Genomic DNA, 17,636 nt, shown 5'->3' with positions numbered 1-17,636 from the left:
ATTCCCCTTTCAAAAGACAAACTTCTTAATTCTATTATACGCAAAGAAAAGAGACTCACCAATATAGTGAGTCTCTGAAAAACATTTTTATTTCTCAAGATCCGCTAGACGTTGACGAACCGCTTCGCGTTTTTCTAGGTAATCTTGCTCTTTCGCACGCTCTCCGTCAATAACTTCTGCAGGAGCTTTCGCTACGAATCCTTGGTTTGAAAGTTTCTTCTGTACACGTTCTACTTCTTTATCGAACTTCTCAAGTTCTTTTTCAAGACGCGCTTTCTCTTCATCAAGATTGATAAGATCAGCTAACGGTAAGAATAACTCTGCACCTGATACGATTGCAGTCATCGCTTTTTCTGGCGCTTGTAAATCAATCTTAATTGTTAGTTCACTTGGGTTACAGAAACGCTCAATGTAAGAACTGTTTTTCGTAAGCTGAGCTAGTACTACCTCGTCTTTTGCTTTAATTTGCATTTGAACTTTTTTGCTCATTGGTGTATTTACTTCCGCACGGATGTTACGAACAGAGCGAATGATATCAACTAGAAGGTGCATTTCTGCTGCCGCTTCTTTATCTTGTAAATCTTCGCGAACTGTTGGCCATGCTGCTACTGTAATAGACTCGCCTTCATGCGGTAAATGCTGCCAAATTTTCTCTGTTACAAATGGCATGAATGGATGTAATAGACGCATTGTTTGGTCTAATACGTAAGCTAAAATCGAACGAGTTGTTTTCTTAGCTGCTTCATCTTCACCGTATAGTGGAAGTTTCGCCATCTCAATGTACCAGTCACAGAAATCATCCCAAATGAAGTTGTATAATGAACGACCAGCTTCACCGAACTCATATTTATCCATGTTACGTGTTACACTTTCGATTGTTTCGTTTAAGCGAGTTAAAATCCACTTATCTGCAACTGATTTTTCACCAGTTAAATCGATTTCTTCATACTTCATGTCATCCATGTTCATTAATACGAAACGTGATGCGTTCCAAATTTTATTAATGAAGTTCCAAGTAGATTCTACTTTTTCCATGCTGAAACGTAAATCTTGACCTGGTGCACTTCCTGTTGATAAGAAGTAACGCATCGCATCTGCACCGTACTTCTCGATAACATCCATCGGATCAATACCGTTACCAAGAGATTTACTCATTTTACGTCCTTGCTCATCACGAACTAAACCGTGAATTAATACATCTTTAAATGGACGCTCTCCTGTAAACTCTAAACCTTGGAAAATCATACGAGATACCCAGAAGAAGATGATATCATAACCAGTTACTAAAGCATCTGTTGAATAGAACTTTTTAAAGTCTGCTGCATCTTCATTCGGCCAGCCAAGTGTTGAGAATGGCCATAATGCTGAACTGAACCATGTATCAAGCACGTCATTATCTTGATTCCAGTTTTCAAGATCTGCTGGCGCTTCTGTACCTACGTATACTTCACCAGTTTCTTTATGATACCAAGCTGGAATGCGGTGTCCCCACCATAATTGACGAGAAATACACCAGTCATGAATGTTTTCCATCCAGCGTAAGTATGTGTTTTCAAAACGCTCTGGTACGAACGTTACTTTTTCTTCTTCTTTTTGTTGAAGTTCTACCGCTTTTTCTGCAAGTGGAGCCATTTTTACGAACCATTGTGTTGATAAATAAGGCTCAACAACTGCACCGCTACGCTCACTATGACCTACTGAGTGCATATGAGGCTCGATTTCTACTAATACGCCAGCTTCTTGTAAGTCTTTCACTAACTCTTTACGGCATTCGAAACGATCCATACCGTTATACTTACCAGCTTTTTCGTTCATCGTTCCATCTTCGTTCATTACTAAAATACGTGGTAAGTCATGACGGTTACCTACTTCAAAGTCATTCGGGTCATGAGCTGGTGTAATTTTCACAACGCCTGTTCCGAAGTCTTTTTCTACGTATTCATCAGCAATAATCGGAATCTCTCGGCCTACGATTGGAAGTGTAACTGTTTTTCCGATTAAATGTTTGTAGCGATCATCTTCTGGATGAACTGCTACCGCTGTATCACCAAGCATTGTTTCTGGACGAGTAGTTGCAAGGCGAATGTGACCAGAACCGTCTGTTAACGGATAGTTCATATGGTAGAATGCACCTTGAACTTCTTTATGAATTACTTCAATATCAGAAAGAGCTGTGCGTGTTGCTGGATCCCAGTTGATGATATACTCACCGCGATAAATTAAGTCTTTTTCATATAATTGAACGAATACTTTATTAACAGCGTTAGATAAACCTTCGTCTAATGTGAAGCGTTCACGAGAATAGTCTAGTCCTAAACCAACTTTTCCCCATTGTTGACGAATGTGAGAAGCGTATTCTTCTTTCCATTCCCAAGCTTTTTCAAGGAATTTCTCACGACCAAGATCGTAACGTGAAATACCTTCTTCACGAAGTTTTCCTTCTACCTTCGCTTGCGTTGCGATACCAGCATGGTCCATTCCTGGAAGCCATAATACATCGTAACCTTGCATACGCTTTGTACGAGTTAAAATATCTTGAAGCGTCGTATCCCAAGCGTGACCTAAGTGTAACTTACCAGTTACGTTCGGAGGTGGAATTACAATTGTATATGGTTGTTTCTTCTCATCTCCTGTTGCTTCGAAATATTTGCCTTCAAGCCACCACTTGTAAAGGCCTTCTTCAACGGACATATGATCATATTTAGTTGGTAAATTATTTTCCGTGTTTGACATTATTTTCCCTCCTTAAAATAAAAAATGCCCCTCATCCAAAAAAGGACGAGGGACATCGCGGTACCACCTTTATTTACAAACAAATTCAGAATTTGCTTATACTCTTAATTTGATAACGGACAAATCCGTCTTTTCCTAATAAGAATCATTCCGTTCAGAAAAGATGCTCCAGGGCTACCTTCTAACATAACTATCTAGAGAACCTCCCAGCCAATGGTTCCCCTCTCTGAAGACGTTTCATGTTATACTCTTCCCCTTCAATGCATTTATGTGATTGTTAATTATTATATACAATAGTGTAAAAAACGAAACCTTATTCGTCAAGATAAATTTGAAACTACGGCTTTTATCTCTTTATGGAACTAATAAAAAAAGATAAGCAGGGTTCTCCCTACTTATCTTCTTTATCCGTTCCCTTGCTGGGCAGCTTGTAATTGCGAAAGGAAATATTCTGTATTACTAATGAGCCAATGCGATTGCTGCAGAATTTTTACCCCGCGAAGCTCATTTTCTTCATTACGACTCTTTCTTCTTTTCGTATACGACTGAATTTGCCGAATAAAATGCGACGGGTACGTCATATACGCAAACATAAGAAGCTGCTCCTCTTTCGTAAATGGAAAATTTTTTTGATACATTTGATACCATTCAAAGCGGTCGCTCCGCGCAATTGGATATGTGTTCAAAGACCTTGAATAAAAGCTGACGATATCCTGTACCGGTGTAGCAAACTGAGACTTTTCTAAACTAATAAAATAACCGTTTCGTTCATAATCAAATAAAAAGTGATTAAGCGATACATTTCCATGAACGAAAGTAGTACGTGTTTTTTCCTTTTCTTTCATTGCATCATGCCATTCACTTAATTGTTTCGTTGCGAACTCACGTGCTCTCATAACGTGGTGATAATACGTACAATATTGTAATTCAAATGGAGACATATACCACTTCGCTTCTGATTCTACAAGAAACTCTTCTAATATCTCACCATCATTTTCCCAACGGTCGGATATATTTGTATAATGTTTTTCTAAATCTTCTTCTGTATAAGTCTCCTCTTTCACCGTTTTTTGATGCAACGTCCCGAGCGTTTGAAACATCTTATGGTATTGATCATTATCTTCGCCATTTCCTTCCGCACGTTCTAACCAAGGCATTAAATAATAGCTATAAGCCCCATCACTTAAAACATAATTCCCGTCCGTCGTGTGATAGATAGGTACATAATTCGAAAAACCTTTCTCCTTCAAATATTGAATATGGTGTAAAAAATTATTCCGCTCTAATTTTCTATCTTGTATTTTCTTTAACGCATACGGACCTTGATTCGTATAAATTTTCATTACACTTCCGTGCTCTTCCATATGCTGAGTGTCCAATCTATATTGCCTCACAATGGGTTCATAGCGATTTCGTAATTCAATATCCATACGAATAACCCTTTCTTATTCAAAACATAGCTTCTAGGAAAAGAAAAGAGGTGAGTGAAAAAACTCACTCACTTATTTCACTGTTGCTTTTGAAACAGGAATATATATAATTTGCCCTGTAGTTAAATATATATCTTCTGATTGATTTACACGATATAAGCTTTGTACAGTCGTTTCATAACGTTCTGCAACCGATTCAATTGTATCTCCTTCTTGTACGAAGTACATTCTTAACTTCGTAAATTCTTCTTCTGGTTCTTTCGTAAATAATTTCGTTAAATAAAGTGCATTTTCATCTCGCTGTGAATATGCTTCTTCCTCTGGCTCTTCCTGCTTTTTCGCTTTTTCTTTCTTGAAATTTTTCCGCCCGAACAATTCAAATTGTGGCGTCTTTTCTTGCTCCTCTTCACGCTCCACAAGTTCATGTTCTTCTAATTCCTCTTCTTCTATTTCTTGCTCTTTTCTTTCTTCTAACTGAAACGGCTCAAATGCATAATCTTCCCATCCATCTGATTCTTTATAGGCTGGTACCTCTTCGTGCGGCGCAGGTCTACTTTCATCTTCTTCAGCTGAATCAGCTTCCAACTCGGCATACACCGTCTCTTCCTCTTCATCCTCGGTTCTTTCTTCGTCACATAAACCTGTAATAGATATATCCGCTAATAGTTGTAAGCAACCATTTTCCTTTAATTCATAATCAAATTCCTCGATTGATACATATAATTCTTCAATTACTTTCACTCGATTTCTTGGAATTGATATTTCGAGCGGAAAGGAATGGACAAGCTCATTAACCCCGTCTGCCCTTGTTTCTACATAATCAATTGCCTTTGCTGGTGATAGCTCTCTTAATGAATAAGCTGAATCATCTTGCCTTGCAACATACTCTCCCGTTAAATCTAATTGCCCCCTCACGATAACTTCATGATCGAGCTCCTCTATCTCAACGTCTGGATCTAACGAAATTGACAAAAGTTCTTCGACTTCCTGTCCCTTCTGGAACCAAACAGATTCTTTTAATGAAAATCGTAATGAATGATCTGTTGCCACTTCTTTTCCCCCTCCCAAACTATATGTCATTACAGATTTATGTTCCCTAAGGCTACTTTATGAATAAAAAAAATCGCTCCCCTAATGGAAAGCGATTTTCTCTAAGAAATTATGCTTTTAATTTTGACATTGCAATTTCGGCCGCCGCAATTGTCGCCTCAATATCTGCATCACTATGTGCTGTCGATAAGAATAAACCTTCAAATTGAGAAGGTGGTAAAAATACACCTTGTTCTACCATTTCACGATAGTAAGCTGCAAAGAATTCTAAGTTTGAAGATTTTGCTGCATCATAATTAATAACTTGCTCATCTGTAAAGAAAATACCAATCATAGAACCTGCACGATTAATGTGATGCGGGATATTATGCTTTTCAGCTGCCTTACGTAGTCCAGCCTCTAACATTTCTGCTTTACGCTCAAATTCCACATATGATTCTGGCGTTAACTGCACTAACGTTTCATAACCTGCTGTCATTGCAAGTGGATTACCCGATAATGTTCCAGCTTGGTAAATCGGTCCGCTTGGTGCAACTTGACGCATAATCTCTGCCTTCCCACCGTATGCTCCTACCGGCAAGCCACCACCGATTACTTTACCTAAACAAGTTAAGTCAGGAGTTACACCGTAGTAACCTTGTCCACAATTATAAGCAACACGGAATCCTGTCATTACTTCATCAAAAATAAGTAGTGCACCGTTTTGCTCTGTCACTTCACGAAGTCCTTCTAAAAACCCTGGTTGAGGGGGAACAACACCCATATTCCCTGCCACTGGTTCTACAATTATACAAGCGATGTCATCACCGAATTGTTCGAAAGCATATTTTACACTTTCTAAATCGTTATACGCTACTGTAATCGTATTTTTCGCTACACCTTCTGGTACACCAGGGCTATCTGGTAAACCTAGCGTTGCTACACCCGAACCTGCTTTAATCAATAAAGAATCACCATGACCGTGATAACAACCAATGAATTTCAAAATTTTGTTACGTCCAGTGTAACCACGAGCTAAACGTAGCGCGCTCATTGTCGCCTCTGTTCCAGAGTTAACCATACGCACAATCTCAATTGATGGTACACGCTCGATAACAAGCTGCGCTAATTTATTTTCAATTTCTGTTGGTGCACCAAAGCTTGTTCCTTTTTCAGCAACAGCTTTTAAAGCCTCAACAACACGATCATTCGCATGACCATGAATTAAAGGTCCCCACGATAATACGTAATCGATGTATTCATTCCCATCGATATCATATACTTTAGAGCCTTTTCCGCGCTCCATAAACAGCGGATTCATACCAACAGACTTAAAAGCACGGACAGGGCTGTTTACGCCTCCAGGCATTAAATTTTGAGCCTCTTCAAACGCCGCAATCGATTTATCAAATTTTTTCATTATTTAGCGCCTCCTTCTTGTAACCATCTTGCTGCATCTTTTGCATGATACGTAATAATTAAGTCTGCTCCTGCGCGTTTCATGCTAATTAATTTCTCAAGTACAACTTCTTTTTCATTAATCCAACCATTTTGTGCTGCTGCTTTAATCATCGAATATTCACCACTTACGTTATAAGCAACGACTGGTAAGTTAAAGTTATTTTTCACATCACGAACGATATCTAGATAAGAAAGAGCTGGCTTTACAATTAAGAAGTCGGCCCCTTCCATTACATCTGATTCTGCTTCACGGAATGCTTCCATACGGTTCGCTGGGTCCATTTGATATGTTTTACGGTCACCAAACTGCGGTGCGCCATGTGCTGCATCACGGAACGGTCCGTAAAATGCTGATGAATATTTCACAGCGTACGACATAACTGGTACGTGCGCGAAACCATTTTCATCTAATGCATGGCGAATTGCTGTTACGAATCCGTCCATCATGTTAGATGGTGCAATAATGTCTGCCCCTGCTTTCGCTTGACTTACAGCTGTTTTTGCAAGAGCTGCAAGAGACTCATCATTTAAAATAACGCCATCTTCAATAACACCGCAATGACCATGGCTTGTAAATTGACATAAACATGTATCTGCAACTACTACTAGCTCTGGGAACTCATCTTTAATTTGCTTAATTGCACGCTGTACAATTCCATGCTCACAATATGCCGATGATCCAACTTCGTCCTTTTCAGCAGGTAAACCAAATACAATAACAGAACGAATACCTAAATCAACGACCTCTTGCATTTCAGCTTGCAATAAATCTAAAGACATTTGATATACGCCTGGCATAGAAGGAACTTCATTACGAGTATTTTCTCCTTCTAATACAAAAATAGGGTAAATAAAATCTTCTGTATGTAAAAATGTTTCACGTACAAGCGCACGCATGCCCCCGCTTTGTCTTAAACGACGATGACGATTAAATTGTAAAGAATTCATAGATTTCTATCCCCATTCTTTTATTTTATAGATTCACAAATGCATTGCAGTAATGCTTCTACAGTGTACTCTTTTGGCACAATAACATGTGAAAAATAGAGGTTCGCCTCTTTTTCCGTAATAGGCCCTATACAAGCAATTGTACATTTTTTCGTCCATTCTCTCCAGTTTGTACCCTCAAGTAAACGAACAAAACTATCAACAGTTGAAGGGCTCGTAAATGTAATAATATTTACTTCCCCTAATTTCAATGCTGTTATAAGTTCTTGTTTTTTCTCTACATTCACCTTCGTACCATATACAATTAACTCATCTAGAAAAACACCAAACTCCCTAAGTTTAACCGGGATTACATCTCTTGCTAAATTCCCTTTCGGAAATAAAATACGCTCGTTTCCACTTAACTCTTTTAGAAACTCTTCGGCAAATGTTTCTGCAACAAACGAGGTCGGAACAAAATGAACTTGATAGCCCCTTTTTTCTAACTCTAATTTTGTTTTCACGCCTACCGCAGCGATTTTAATAGTTAATGGTATTTTTGTTTCTAAACCATCTAGAAAAAAAGCTACACCATTTTTACTCGTGAAAATAACCCAGTCATACGAATGTAGCTGCCCTGCTATATGTTGAATTTGCCTATGAGACGTACCTTCCATACGCAAAAGCGGAATTTCCAATGGAATTCCGCTCCTTTCTTTCACTGCTACACTCATTTGTTTCGCTTGGTGCTGGGCACGTGTAATCAATACTGTTTTGCCAGCGAGAGCGTTCATATTTATTGTTGCTCCTTATTTGCAGCAAGGATGAGCTCTTTTGCTCCTTGTTTAATTAAACGGTCCGCAGCCTCTAATCCAACTTGCTTCGGATCATTACCTACTACTATCTCTTTCAATAAAACAGAACCGTCCATAGAACCGACAAGCGCTGTTAATTCGATTGCATCATTTTCTTTAAGAGTTGCATATCCAGCGATTGGAACTTGGCATCCACCTTCAAGTTTATGAAGAAATACTCGTTCAGCAGCCACTGTTCTTTCTGTTACTGCATCATTAATATGCGCTAACAACTGAAGTAAATCCGTATCATCCTCACGACATTCAATCGCTAATGCACCTTGTCCTACGGCTGGTACACATAACGTTTCATCTAAATGTTCTGTAATAACTTCTCCGTCCCAGCCCATTCTCTGTAATCCAGCTGTCGCTAAAATAATTGCATCGTAATCTTCATCTTTTAACTTACGTAAGCGTGTATCGATATTCCCGCGAATCCATTTCACTTGTAAATCTGGTCTCGCAGCTAGTAGTTGTGCACTACGTCTCAAACTACTCGTTCCTAAGATCGCGCCTTCTGCTAAGTCTTTAAACGATTCTCCGTTTTTAGAAATAAAAGCATCACGAGGGTCAACGCGCTTTGGCGTACAACCAATCGTTAATCCATCTGGAAGTACAGCTGGCATATCTTTCATACTATGTACAGCCATATCAATTTCTTTCGTAAGTAACGCATGTTCAATTTCCTTTACAAATAAACCTTTTCCGCCTACTTTTGAAAGAGTAACATCTAAAATAACATCACCTTTTGTGACGATTTCTTTCACTTCAAATTCATATGGTAAACCAAGCGCTTTTAATTGATCAATAAACCAATTAGTTTGTGTTAATGCTAGTTTACTCTTTCGTGAACCTACAATAATTTTGCGCATAATTCTCTCTCCTCATTATAAATACCAAAAGTGGAAATTAGATAAACTGCTTAATAGAAAAATGTTAACTAGCATTACGAGAAATGCCCCGATATTCCACTGCACAATTTTCTTACCTTGCAACACATCTGCTGCTCGTAAATATAAGCCCACGCAATATACAAATAGAACGACAAAAGACCCAATTACTTTCGTATCATACCAATGGAAATTATCCAATTTTGTATATCCCCATATGCATCCTAATATAATTGCTAATAAGAAAAACGGAACAGAAAATAAATTTAATCCGTAAGACATAGATTCAAGCTTCGGCAAATTTCCTAATCTTCTTAATCTCGCATTCCACTTTTTCTTTTTTAATAGTCGGTATTGCAATAAATACATAATAGAAAAAATAAACGATACAGTAAACGTTGCATAAGAAATAATCGCCATACCGACATGCACGTATACAAGTTCTGAAACTAATTGCTCTGCAAGTACTGGCGACATCTTCCCGAGCGGTGTAAAAATAGAAAAAGCGCTTACGCCAAATGCTACAACATTTGTAAAAAAGACTAAAAAGTCAATACGCATAAATCGATTAATGACTAATGACATCGTAATCAATAACCAAACATAAAAATAAATCCCTGATAATAAAGTTAAAATAGGATTCGTTTCTGAATCTGTAGCCCTAAGCAACATAAAGATAGACTGCAGAACCCATACAATCGAAAGTAACCAAAAAGCAAAGCGGTTCGCCTTTCGGTTACTTTGGAAATAATCTATAAAATATAAACTAATGCTACAAGCATATAAAATAATTGCAATATGATAAATAATACTGTTATTTAAAAAACTCATCCGATCATCCTTCCAAGTTATAAAGATGGAACGGATGGTGTCCACGCTCTTTTATGTTCTACTTCTTCCGTATTTCCCGCTTCTTCCACTTCTAAATCAAAAATCTTCGCAAATAAAGCTAATTTTTCGCCAGCTCCCTCTTCAACAGCTAATTCTTTAGCTACTAAAATTGGGTCTTTTAACAATTGGTTAATAATACTTTTCGTATGTTTACTAATTACTTTTTTCTCACGATCACTAAGGTTTGGTATTTTTCGCTCAAGACTTTCCATCGTATCACTTTGAATTGCTAGCGCTTTATCACGAAGAGCTGATATTAACGGTACAACACCTAGCGTACTTAACCACGTTTTAAATAAAACCATTTCTTCTTCAATCATAAATTGAATTTTCTCTGCTTCTTTTAAACGTTCAGCACGGTTTGCTTCAACTACACCTTGCAGATCGTCGATATCATATAAGAAAGAGCCTTCTAATTCATCAATCGCCGGATCAATATCACGTGGTACTGCAATATCAACCATAAATAACGGACGACCAGAGCGCATTCTCTCTACTTTTGTCATCATTTCTTTCGTAATGACATATTCTGATGCACCCGTTGAACTAATTAAAATATCCGCTTCTAATAATGCACATTGCAATTCACTTAAAGGCTTTGCATGTCCCATATATTTCTCAGCCATCACTTCCGCTTTCGTAAGCGTCCTATTCATAACCGTTACTTTACGAGCTCCACTTCCGTATAAGTTTTGCAGTGCAAGTTCACCCATCTTACCCGCACCAAGAATAAGTACATGACAATCTGTTAAATCGCCAAATATTTTCTTTCCGAGCTCAACAGCAGCATAACTAACAGACATCGCACTTTCACCAATCGTTGTTTCTGAGTGCGCACGTTTTGCTAACGTAACCACTTGCTTAAACAACTCATTAAAAATTGTACCTGTCGCTTTTACTTGTTGTGCTTCTAAAAAGCTATCTTTTATTTGACCTAAAATTTGCGTCTCTCCAACAACCATAGAATCCAAACCGCACGTTACGCGGAATAAATGATCTATTGCGCCATCTTGTTCAAAAATAGACAAGTATGGTGCGATTTCTTCTATTTCAAGCTGAAACCAATCAGCTAAAAACTTCTTAATGTAATACCGTCCCGTGTGTAATTGATCGACAACAGCGTAAATCTCAGTGCGATTACAAGTTGATACAATGACATTTTCTAGCACGCTCTTTTGGTTTTGTAATGTAGTCATTGCTTGCTCTAGCTCTGCTGCCTGAAATGTGAGTTTCTCACGAAATTCTACAGGGGCTGTTCGATAATTTACACTAACAACAAGAATATGCACGCAGCATGTCCCCCTTCACCCGTTTTATCACTTTATCTACTATCATAATACAACTTTCCTCTTATGAATCTGACAATCGTGTGAACAACTGATTATTTTTTATTTATTCTCCATATGTAATAAAGGAGCTTCAGTAAGATTAATAAAGAACTTTCTACTTTATAATAATTATAAAATAACAACTCTATTTGTACGTTACCAAAAAAAGTCCTCATAATCAAGTGATGGAAACTATTCCATATTAATTATAACATCATCTTTTCTATCTTCTTTCATCATGAAGGAAAATATGTATGATTGTTCCAAAATATAGTACTCACTTTCTCGATGCAATGCATTTGACATTGTATTTCTTTTTCGTTATATTGGTTTTACAAAATTAAATTGTGCACAATTTAAAAATACAAGGAGTTGCCTATGAAAGAAAATCCTTTGCATCTAGATAACCAACTTTGTTTTTCTATTTACGCTTGTTCTAGAGAGGTTACCCGTTTTTACCGCCCCTATTTAGAAGAAATGGGCATTACGTATCCCCAGTACATTACTTTACTCGTACTCTGGGAACAAGACGGACTAACAGTAAAAGAAATTGGAGAACGTCTATTTTTAGATTCTGGTACTTTAACACCTATGTTAAAACGTATGGAATCATTAAAACTTGTACAACGTGTTCGTTCAAAAGAAGACGAGCGAAAAGTTTGTATTGAATTAACAAAACAAGGTAAAGATTTAAAAGAAATAGCTTGTTCATTACCAACAACGATGGCTACAAATTTAGGCATTACAGAGCAAGAATATCATTCTTTATTAATCCAATTAAACACGTTAATTGAAACAATGAAAAAAATTAATGACAGAAAAGGGGAATAAACATGGATAAATTATATACTGCTTCAGTAACAGCAACAGGTGGAAGAAACGGTAAGGTAGTTTCAGATGATGGCATATTAAATCTTGATGTAAAAATGCCAAAAGCACTAGGTGGCGCAGGCGGAGAAGCAACAAATCCAGAACAATTATTTGCAGCTGGTTATGCAGCTTGCTTTGATAGTGCATTACAACTTGTAATTCGTACAAAACGTATGAAGGTGGAAAGTACAGAAGTGACTGCACACGTTTCTATCGGTAAAGATACAGATGGTGGTTTCGGACTATCTGCTGTACTTGACGTACATGTTGCTGGTGTTTCTCATGCCGAAGCACAAGAACTTGTAGAAGCCGCTCACGGTGTATGTCCTTACTCTAAAGCAACAAGAGGAAATATTGAAGTTACATTAAACGTACGCTAAAAGTTTAGTAAATAAAAAAAAACGCGCGACATTCGTCACGCGTTTTTTGTTTTTGTCATTTTATGAATTGCTTTCCATGCTTCTTCTTTTCCAAGTCCTGTTTCAGAAGAGAATAGAACGATTTCATCGCCAATTTCAACAGCAAGCGTTTCTTTTACAACTTTTAAATGCTTTTGCCATTTCCCTTTCGGAATTTTATCGGCTTTCGTTGCAATAATAATTGTTGGGATTTCATAATGCTTTAAGAAATCATACATCATAATGTCATCTTTTGTTGGTTGGTGACGTAAATCAACTACTAATACAGCTGCGTCTAATTGCGTACGTGTTGTAAAGTAAGTTTCAATCATTCTGCCCCATGCCGCGCGCTCTGTTTTAGATACTTTCGCATATCCATAACCTGGAACGTCAACAAAATGCATCATTTCATTGATTAAGAAAAAGTTCAGCGTTTGCGTTTTTCCTGGTTTAGAAGAAATGCGTACTAACTTTTTACGATTTAAAATTTTATTAATAAAGGAAGACTTCCCGACATTAGAACGACCTGCTAAGGCAATTTCTGGTAAATCACTGTCTGGATATTGTTCCGGTTTAACGGCACTAATTACAATATCTGCTTTTGTTACTTTCATTGTTTCACTCCTACTAATGCGTGCTCCAATACTTCGTCTAAATGAGATGCAAGCACAAACGTAAGGTTTTCTTTTACGCTCTCTGGAATATCATCTAAATCTTTCTCATTTTCCGCCGGTAAAATAATTTTTGTTAATCCCGCGCGGTGAGCACTTAATGTTTTTTCTTTCAAACCACCAATCGGTAATACACGACCACGAAGTGTAATTTCACCTGTCATACCAACTTCTTTACTTACAGGAATACCTGTTAGTGCAGAAATAAGTGCCGTTGCCATCGTAATACCTGCTGATGGTCCATCTTTTGGAACTGCTCCTTCTGGAACATGAATATGAATATCGTTTTTCTCATGGAAATCCGGATCAATATGAAGTTCTTCTGCACGAGAACGAATATAGCTAAACGCGGCTTGTGCGGATTCTTTCATAACATCCCCAAGTTTCCCTGTTAAAATTAATTTCCCTTTTCCTGGCGCTACAGACACTTCAATTGCAAGTGTATCGCCGCCCGCTGCTGTGTAAGCTAAACCTGTTGCCATACCAACTTGGTCTGTTTTTTCAGCTTGACCATAACGGAATATATGCTTACCAAGTAAATCAACAATATTTTTCTCTGTTACAACAATGCGCTTGCGTTCTGCTGTAACGATAATTTTTGCTGCTTTACGGCAAACTTTTGCAATTTGACGCTCTAACGTACGAACACCAGCCTCGCGTGTATAATAACGAATAATTTCAAGAAGCGCTTCATCACGTACTTGCAAATTACCTTTTCGCAAACCGTGCTCTTTTAATTGTTTCGGCAATAAATGCTCACGAGCAATGTGCACCTTTTCAAGTTCTGTATAACCAGCAATTGAAATGATTTCCATACGGTCAAGCAATGGGCCCGGAACACTTGCAAGTGTATTAGCAGTTGCAACGAACATAACTTTCGATAAATCATATGGCTCTTCAATGTAATGATCACTGAAGTTATGGTTTTGTTCTGGATCTAACACTTCAAGTAACGCCGCTGATGGGTCTCCCCTGAAATCGTTAGACATTTTATCAATCTCATCTAATAAGAAGACTGGATTAACTGTTTTCGCCTTCTTCATACCTTGAATAATACGTCCTGGCATCGCTCCTACATATGTACGACGGTGACCACGAATTTCAGATTCATCACGCACACCACCAAGAGAAACACGTACAAAATTACGGTTTAACGATGTTGCGATAGAACGAGCTAACGAAGTTTTCCCAACCCCAGGAGGTCCTACTAGACAAAGAATTGGCCCTTTTAATGAATTCGTTAACTTCTGTACAGCTAAATATTCAAGTACTCGCTCTTTCACTTTTTCAAGACCGTAATGATCTTTATTTAAAATTTCTTCCGAATGAGTGAGGTCAATCATATCCTCTGTTGCTGTTGTCCATGGGAGAGCTAATAACCAATCAATATAATTATGAATGACACCACTCTCAGCAGAACTTACAGGTAATTTTTCATAACGATCTAATTCTTTCAGTGCAGCCTTCATTGTTTCTTCAGGCATTCCCGACTGTTCAATTTTCTCACGAAGTTCTTCAACTTCCCCGCCCTTGCCTTCTTTATCACCAAGTTCAGTTTGAATTGCCTTCATTTGCTCACGTAAGAAATATTCTTTTTGCGTGCGCTCCATTGAACGTTTCACTTTTTGTCCAATTTTCTTTTCTAGGCTAAGTAACTCTTGTTCATCTTGAATAATTGAAATAAGTGTATGTAGTCGTTCTTTCACAGATACAATCTCTAAAATCTCTTGTTTCTGCTTCGTTTTAATCGGTAAGTGAGAAGCAATTAAATCAGCTAGTCTTCCCGGTTCTTCTACATCAGCTACCGTTGCAAATGTTTCATTTGAAACTTTTTTCGAAACTTTAATATATTGTTCGAAATGCTCCAGTAACGTACGCATAAGAGCCTTCTCTTCTAAATCATCTTCTACTTCTTCCGTTACCGTTTTAATAGAAACTTGCACTATATTTTCTTCTTCGATAAACTCTACTACTTCTGCTCTATGTAAACCTTCTACAAGGACACGAAGCGTACCGTTCGGCAATTTTAACATTTGCTTCACTTTCGCCACTGTACCTACACTATATATGTCATCTTCTTTCGGATCGTCGATATTCATTTCTTTTTGCATTGCTAAAAAGATGATATTTTCATCCATTGCCGCCTGCTCTAGTGCTTGTATCGATTTATCACGTCCTACATCAAGATGCAGAACCATCGTTGGATATACGAGAATGCCTCTTAATGGTAGGAGGGGCACAATTCTTTCATTCGTATTCATACTAGACATAGCACCTCCATAATAAATTAAACTCCTGTTCAACTATTTTATATTACAATACATCTAGATGCAATTGCAGAGATTCTTCGCAATTGTAAATCCCCTGTTTTTTTGTGCCTCACGAAAAGAAAAAAGACTCCGCTTAAGCATACAAACTTAAACGAAGTCTGGCAAATTTTTATTATTGTATATTCTCACATTGATTGTGCATCTGTTTCGCCCAAATCATTATGTGCATCAAGCTCACGATGCACATTTTCCTGCATAAATGTTAATTCAAATACTTCTTTTAATTTGCGAACAGGAATGATCTCAATTCCCTTTATTGTATACAAAAATGGTTGCATGTTTTCAGCCGGAATGATGACTTTCTTAGCTCCCGCTTTTTTCGCAGCTTTTATTTTTGCGTACACACCACCAATAGGCTTCACTTCTCCGTGGATACTTATCTCACCTGTCATCGCTACTTCATTATTCACATACGTACGATGCACTGCTGAATATACACCTGTTGCCATAGCAATACCTGCTGAAGGACCATCAATCGGGATACCACCAGGAAAATTAATATGTATATCATACCCTTCTGGCAACACATCTAGAGAACGAAGTACTGTTAACACATTATCAACAGAACCTTTCGCCATACTTTTACGACGGATTGATTTCGTTTGATTTCCAATACTTTCCTCTTCTACAATTCCAGTGACATTTACTGATCCTTTATCTTTCGCAGGAATAGCTGTTACCTCAATTTCTAATAACGCACCTGTATTCGGCCCATATACAGCAAGCCCGTTCACAAGACCGATTCTCGGAATTGGATAAATACGTTTTTCGTACTTTGGTGTAAGCTGACTAGAATGAACAACCCATTCAATATCTTCATCTTTAATGAAAGGTCGTTCTTCATTTATCGCCATACCAGCAGAAATTTGCACGAGATTAATTGCTTCTCGCCCATTTCTTGCATACATTCCAATCATTTCGATACCGTTCTCACCTACTTGCATCTCCACTTTGTCAGCTGCATTTTTCGCTACTTTTTGAATTTCTTCTGTATCTAACTCACGGAAGAACACTTCTAAACAACGCGACCTAATTGCAGGAGGAATTTCCTCTGGTGAACGTGTCGTTGCACCAACTAAGCGAAAATCTGCAGGTAAACCTTTTTGAAAAATATCATGTATATACGTTGGAATCATCGAATTTTCTTCACTATAATACGCACTTTCCAAAAACACTTTCCGATCTTCTAACACTTTTAGCATTTTATTCATTTGAATTGGATGTAATTCACCAATCTCATCAATGAACAAAATACCACCATGCGCATCTGTTACAGCCCCTTTTTTCGGTTGCGGGATACCCGCTTGTCCCATTGCACCTGCTCCTTGATAAATAGGATCATGCACTGAACCAATTAATGGATCCGCAATACCACGCTCATCAAACCTAGCTGTCGTCGCATCAAGTTCGATAAATGTTGCATTTGTACGAAATGGAGATTTCGGATTTCGTTTCGCTTCTTCTAATACAAGGCGTGCTGCCGCTGTCTTTCCGACACCTGGCGGACCGTATATGATCACATGTTGCGGATTAGGACCACAAAGAGCCGCTTTTAACGACTTAATCCCGTCTTCTTGCCCTACAATGTCTATAAAGGATGTAGGACGTACCTTTTCCGCAAGCGGCTCTGTTAAAGAAACCTCACGCATTTTACGAAGCTGCTCTAATTCTTTTTTTGATTCTCGATCAATTGAAACTTTTTGTGTTCGCTGATTTCGAAGTAAATGCCAAAAATACAATCCGACAATTACGCCAAAAACAAGTTGAACAAGTAAAAATATATTTGTCCAGCTCATAATTCATTTCCTCCCGCTATGTTTTACC

At 37.9% G+C, this 17,636-nt stretch carries 14 protein-coding genes and 1 other annotated feature; of the genes, 2 read left to right on the top strand and 12 right to left on the bottom strand.

The window, feature by feature from the left end:
• Positions 1 to 87: 87 nt before the first annotated feature.
• The 9 genes from JFU54_RS09495 to hemA all read right to left on the bottom strand — a co-directional run bounded on the left by JFU54_RS09495 (position 88) and on the right by hemA (position 11,504).
• On the bottom strand, positions 88 to 2,733 hold the full coding sequence (locus tag JFU54_RS09495; protein ID WP_002129263.1) for a valine--tRNA ligase: 2,646 nt from the start codon (positions 2,731 to 2,733) through the stop codon (positions 88 to 90).
• A 38-nt stretch (positions 2,734 to 2,771) separates the two neighbouring features.
• Positions 2,772 to 3,003: a binding site (T-box leader), on the bottom strand.
• Positions 3,004 to 3,137: 134 nt separating this feature from the next.
• Positions 3,138 to 4,163: a spore coat protein YsxE gene (ysxE, locus tag JFU54_RS09490; protein ID WP_002165030.1), complete on the bottom strand. Its 1,026-nt coding sequence runs from the start codon at positions 4,161 to 4,163 to the stop codon at positions 3,138 to 3,140.
• Between the two features lie 72 nt (positions 4,164 to 4,235).
• On the bottom strand, positions 4,236 to 5,243 hold the full coding sequence (gene spoVID / locus JFU54_RS09485) for a stage VI sporulation protein D (RefSeq protein WP_002015360.1): 1,008 nt from the start codon (positions 5,241 to 5,243) through the stop codon (positions 4,236 to 4,238).
• Between the two features lie 79 nt (positions 5,244 to 5,322).
• A complete protein-coding gene (gene hemL / locus JFU54_RS09480) occupies positions 5,323 to 6,612 on the bottom strand; it encodes a glutamate-1-semialdehyde 2,1-aminomutase (protein ID WP_002034163.1) in 1,290 nt (429 codons plus the stop codon).
• A complete protein-coding gene (hemB, locus tag JFU54_RS09475; protein WP_002015358.1) occupies positions 6,612 to 7,601 on the bottom strand; it encodes a porphobilinogen synthase in 990 nt (329 codons plus the stop codon). Before hemB ends, hemL begins: the two co-directional genes overlap by 1 nt.
• A gap of 20 nt (positions 7,602 to 7,621) precedes the next feature.
• Positions 7,622 to 8,374: a uroporphyrinogen-III synthase gene (gene hemD, locus JFU54_RS09470; RefSeq protein WP_002129270.1), complete on the bottom strand. Its 753-nt coding sequence runs from the start codon at positions 8,372 to 8,374 to the stop codon at positions 7,622 to 7,624.
• Positions 8,375 to 8,376: 2 nt separating this feature from the next.
• Positions 8,377 to 9,306, bottom strand: a complete 930-nt coding sequence (hemC, locus tag JFU54_RS09465; RefSeq protein ID WP_002034194.1) for a hydroxymethylbilane synthase — start codon at positions 9,304 to 9,306, stop codon at positions 8,377 to 8,379.
• Between the two features lie 15 nt (positions 9,307 to 9,321).
• The gene (locus tag JFU54_RS09460; protein ID WP_002015354.1) at positions 9,322 to 10,155 is read right to left on the bottom strand and encodes a cytochrome c biogenesis protein; all 834 of its coding nucleotides are present in this window, start codon (positions 10,153 to 10,155) and stop codon (positions 9,322 to 9,324) included.
• A 17-nt stretch (positions 10,156 to 10,172) separates the two neighbouring features.
• Complete coding sequence (hemA, locus tag JFU54_RS09455) at positions 10,173 to 11,504, bottom strand: glutamyl-tRNA reductase (RefSeq protein ID WP_002129273.1); 1,332 nt, start codon at positions 11,502 to 11,504, stop codon at positions 10,173 to 10,175.
• A gap of 417 nt (positions 11,505 to 11,921) precedes the next feature.
• On the opposite strand from hemA, the gene JFU54_RS09450 reads away from it, so the two are divergent.
• Entirely contained in the window at positions 11,922 to 12,374 is a 453-nt protein-coding gene (locus JFU54_RS09450) for a MarR family winged helix-turn-helix transcriptional regulator (protein WP_002034199.1), read from the top strand.
• 2 nt (positions 12,375 to 12,376) lie between these two features.
• Positions 12,377 to 12,793 (top strand): organic hydroperoxide resistance protein, encoded by a 417-nt coding sequence (locus JFU54_RS09445; protein ID WP_002015349.1) that lies wholly within the window; start codon positions 12,377 to 12,379, stop codon positions 12,791 to 12,793.
• 35 nt (positions 12,794 to 12,828) lie between these two features.
• Here JFU54_RS09445 and yihA read toward each other — a convergent pair whose 3' ends face one another.
• The 3 genes from yihA to lonB form a co-directional block, all read right to left on the bottom strand.
• On the bottom strand, positions 12,829 to 13,425 hold the full coding sequence (gene yihA, locus JFU54_RS09440) for a ribosome biogenesis GTP-binding protein YihA/YsxC (protein WP_002088829.1): 597 nt from the start codon (positions 13,423 to 13,425) through the stop codon (positions 12,829 to 12,831).
• The gene (gene lon / locus JFU54_RS09435) at positions 13,422 to 15,752 is read right to left on the bottom strand and encodes an endopeptidase La (RefSeq protein WP_002034201.1); all 2,331 of its coding nucleotides are present in this window, start codon (positions 15,750 to 15,752) and stop codon (positions 13,422 to 13,424) included. The genes yihA and lon overlap by 4 nt, the downstream gene beginning before the upstream one ends.
• A gap of 185 nt (positions 15,753 to 15,937) precedes the next feature.
• Positions 15,938 to 17,608: an ATP-dependent protease LonB gene (lonB, locus tag JFU54_RS09430; RefSeq protein WP_002015346.1), complete on the bottom strand. Its 1,671-nt coding sequence runs from the start codon at positions 17,606 to 17,608 to the stop codon at positions 15,938 to 15,940.
• Positions 17,609 to 17,636: the final 28 nt, after the last annotated feature.

Source organism: Bacillus sp. TH19 (assembly GCF_016651075.1).
In the GTDB taxonomy this organism is placed as follows: Bacteria; Bacillota; Bacilli; order Bacillales; family Bacillaceae_G; genus Bacillus_A; species Bacillus_A mycoides.
Note: the sequence above shows the minus strand (reverse complement) of the source record. Positions and strands in the feature narration are given on the sequence as shown.

Excerpts from the sequence above, each read along its gene's own strand:
- yihA (WP_002088829.1), bottom strand. The coding sequence starts at position 13,425 with ATGAAAGTAACAAAAGCAGATATTGTAATTAGTGCCGTTAAACCGGAA.
- JFU54_RS09495 (WP_002129263.1), bottom strand. The coding sequence starts at position 2,733 with ATGTCAAACACGGAAAATAATTTACCAACTAAATATGATCATATGTCC.
- hemL (WP_002034163.1), bottom strand. The coding sequence starts at position 6,612 with ATGAAAAAATTTGATAAATCGATTGCGGCGTTTGAAGAGGCTCAAAAT.
- hemD (WP_002129270.1), bottom strand. The coding sequence starts at position 8,374 with ATGAACGCTCTCGCTGGCAAAACAGTATTGATTACACGTGCCCAGCAC.
- JFU54_RS09445 (WP_002015349.1), top strand. The coding sequence starts at position 12,377 with ATGGATAAATTATATACTGCTTCAGTAACAGCAACAGGTGGAAGAAAC.
- lonB (WP_002015346.1), bottom strand. The coding sequence starts at position 17,608 with ATGAGCTGGACAAATATATTTTTACTTGTTCAACTTGTTTTTGGCGTA.
- hemB (WP_002015358.1), bottom strand. The coding sequence starts at position 7,601 with ATGAATTCTTTACAATTTAATCGTCATCGTCGTTTAAGACAAAGCGGG.
- JFU54_RS09450 (WP_002034199.1), top strand. The coding sequence starts at position 11,922 with ATGAAAGAAAATCCTTTGCATCTAGATAACCAACTTTGTTTTTCTATT.
- ysxE (WP_002165030.1), bottom strand. The coding sequence starts at position 4,163 with ATGGATATTGAATTACGAAATCGCTATGAACCCATTGTGAGGCAATAT.
- lon (WP_002034201.1), bottom strand. The coding sequence starts at position 15,752 with ATGTCTAGTATGAATACGAATGAAAGAATTGTGCCCCTCCTACCATTA.
- hemC (WP_002034194.1), bottom strand. The coding sequence starts at position 9,306 with ATGCGCAAAATTATTGTAGGTTCACGAAAGAGTAAACTAGCATTAACA.
- spoVID (WP_002015360.1), bottom strand. The coding sequence starts at position 5,243 with ATGACATATAGTTTGGGAGGGGGAAAAGAAGTGGCAACAGATCATTCA.
- JFU54_RS09460 (WP_002015354.1), bottom strand. The coding sequence starts at position 10,155 with ATGAGTTTTTTAAATAACAGTATTATTTATCATATTGCAATTATTTTA.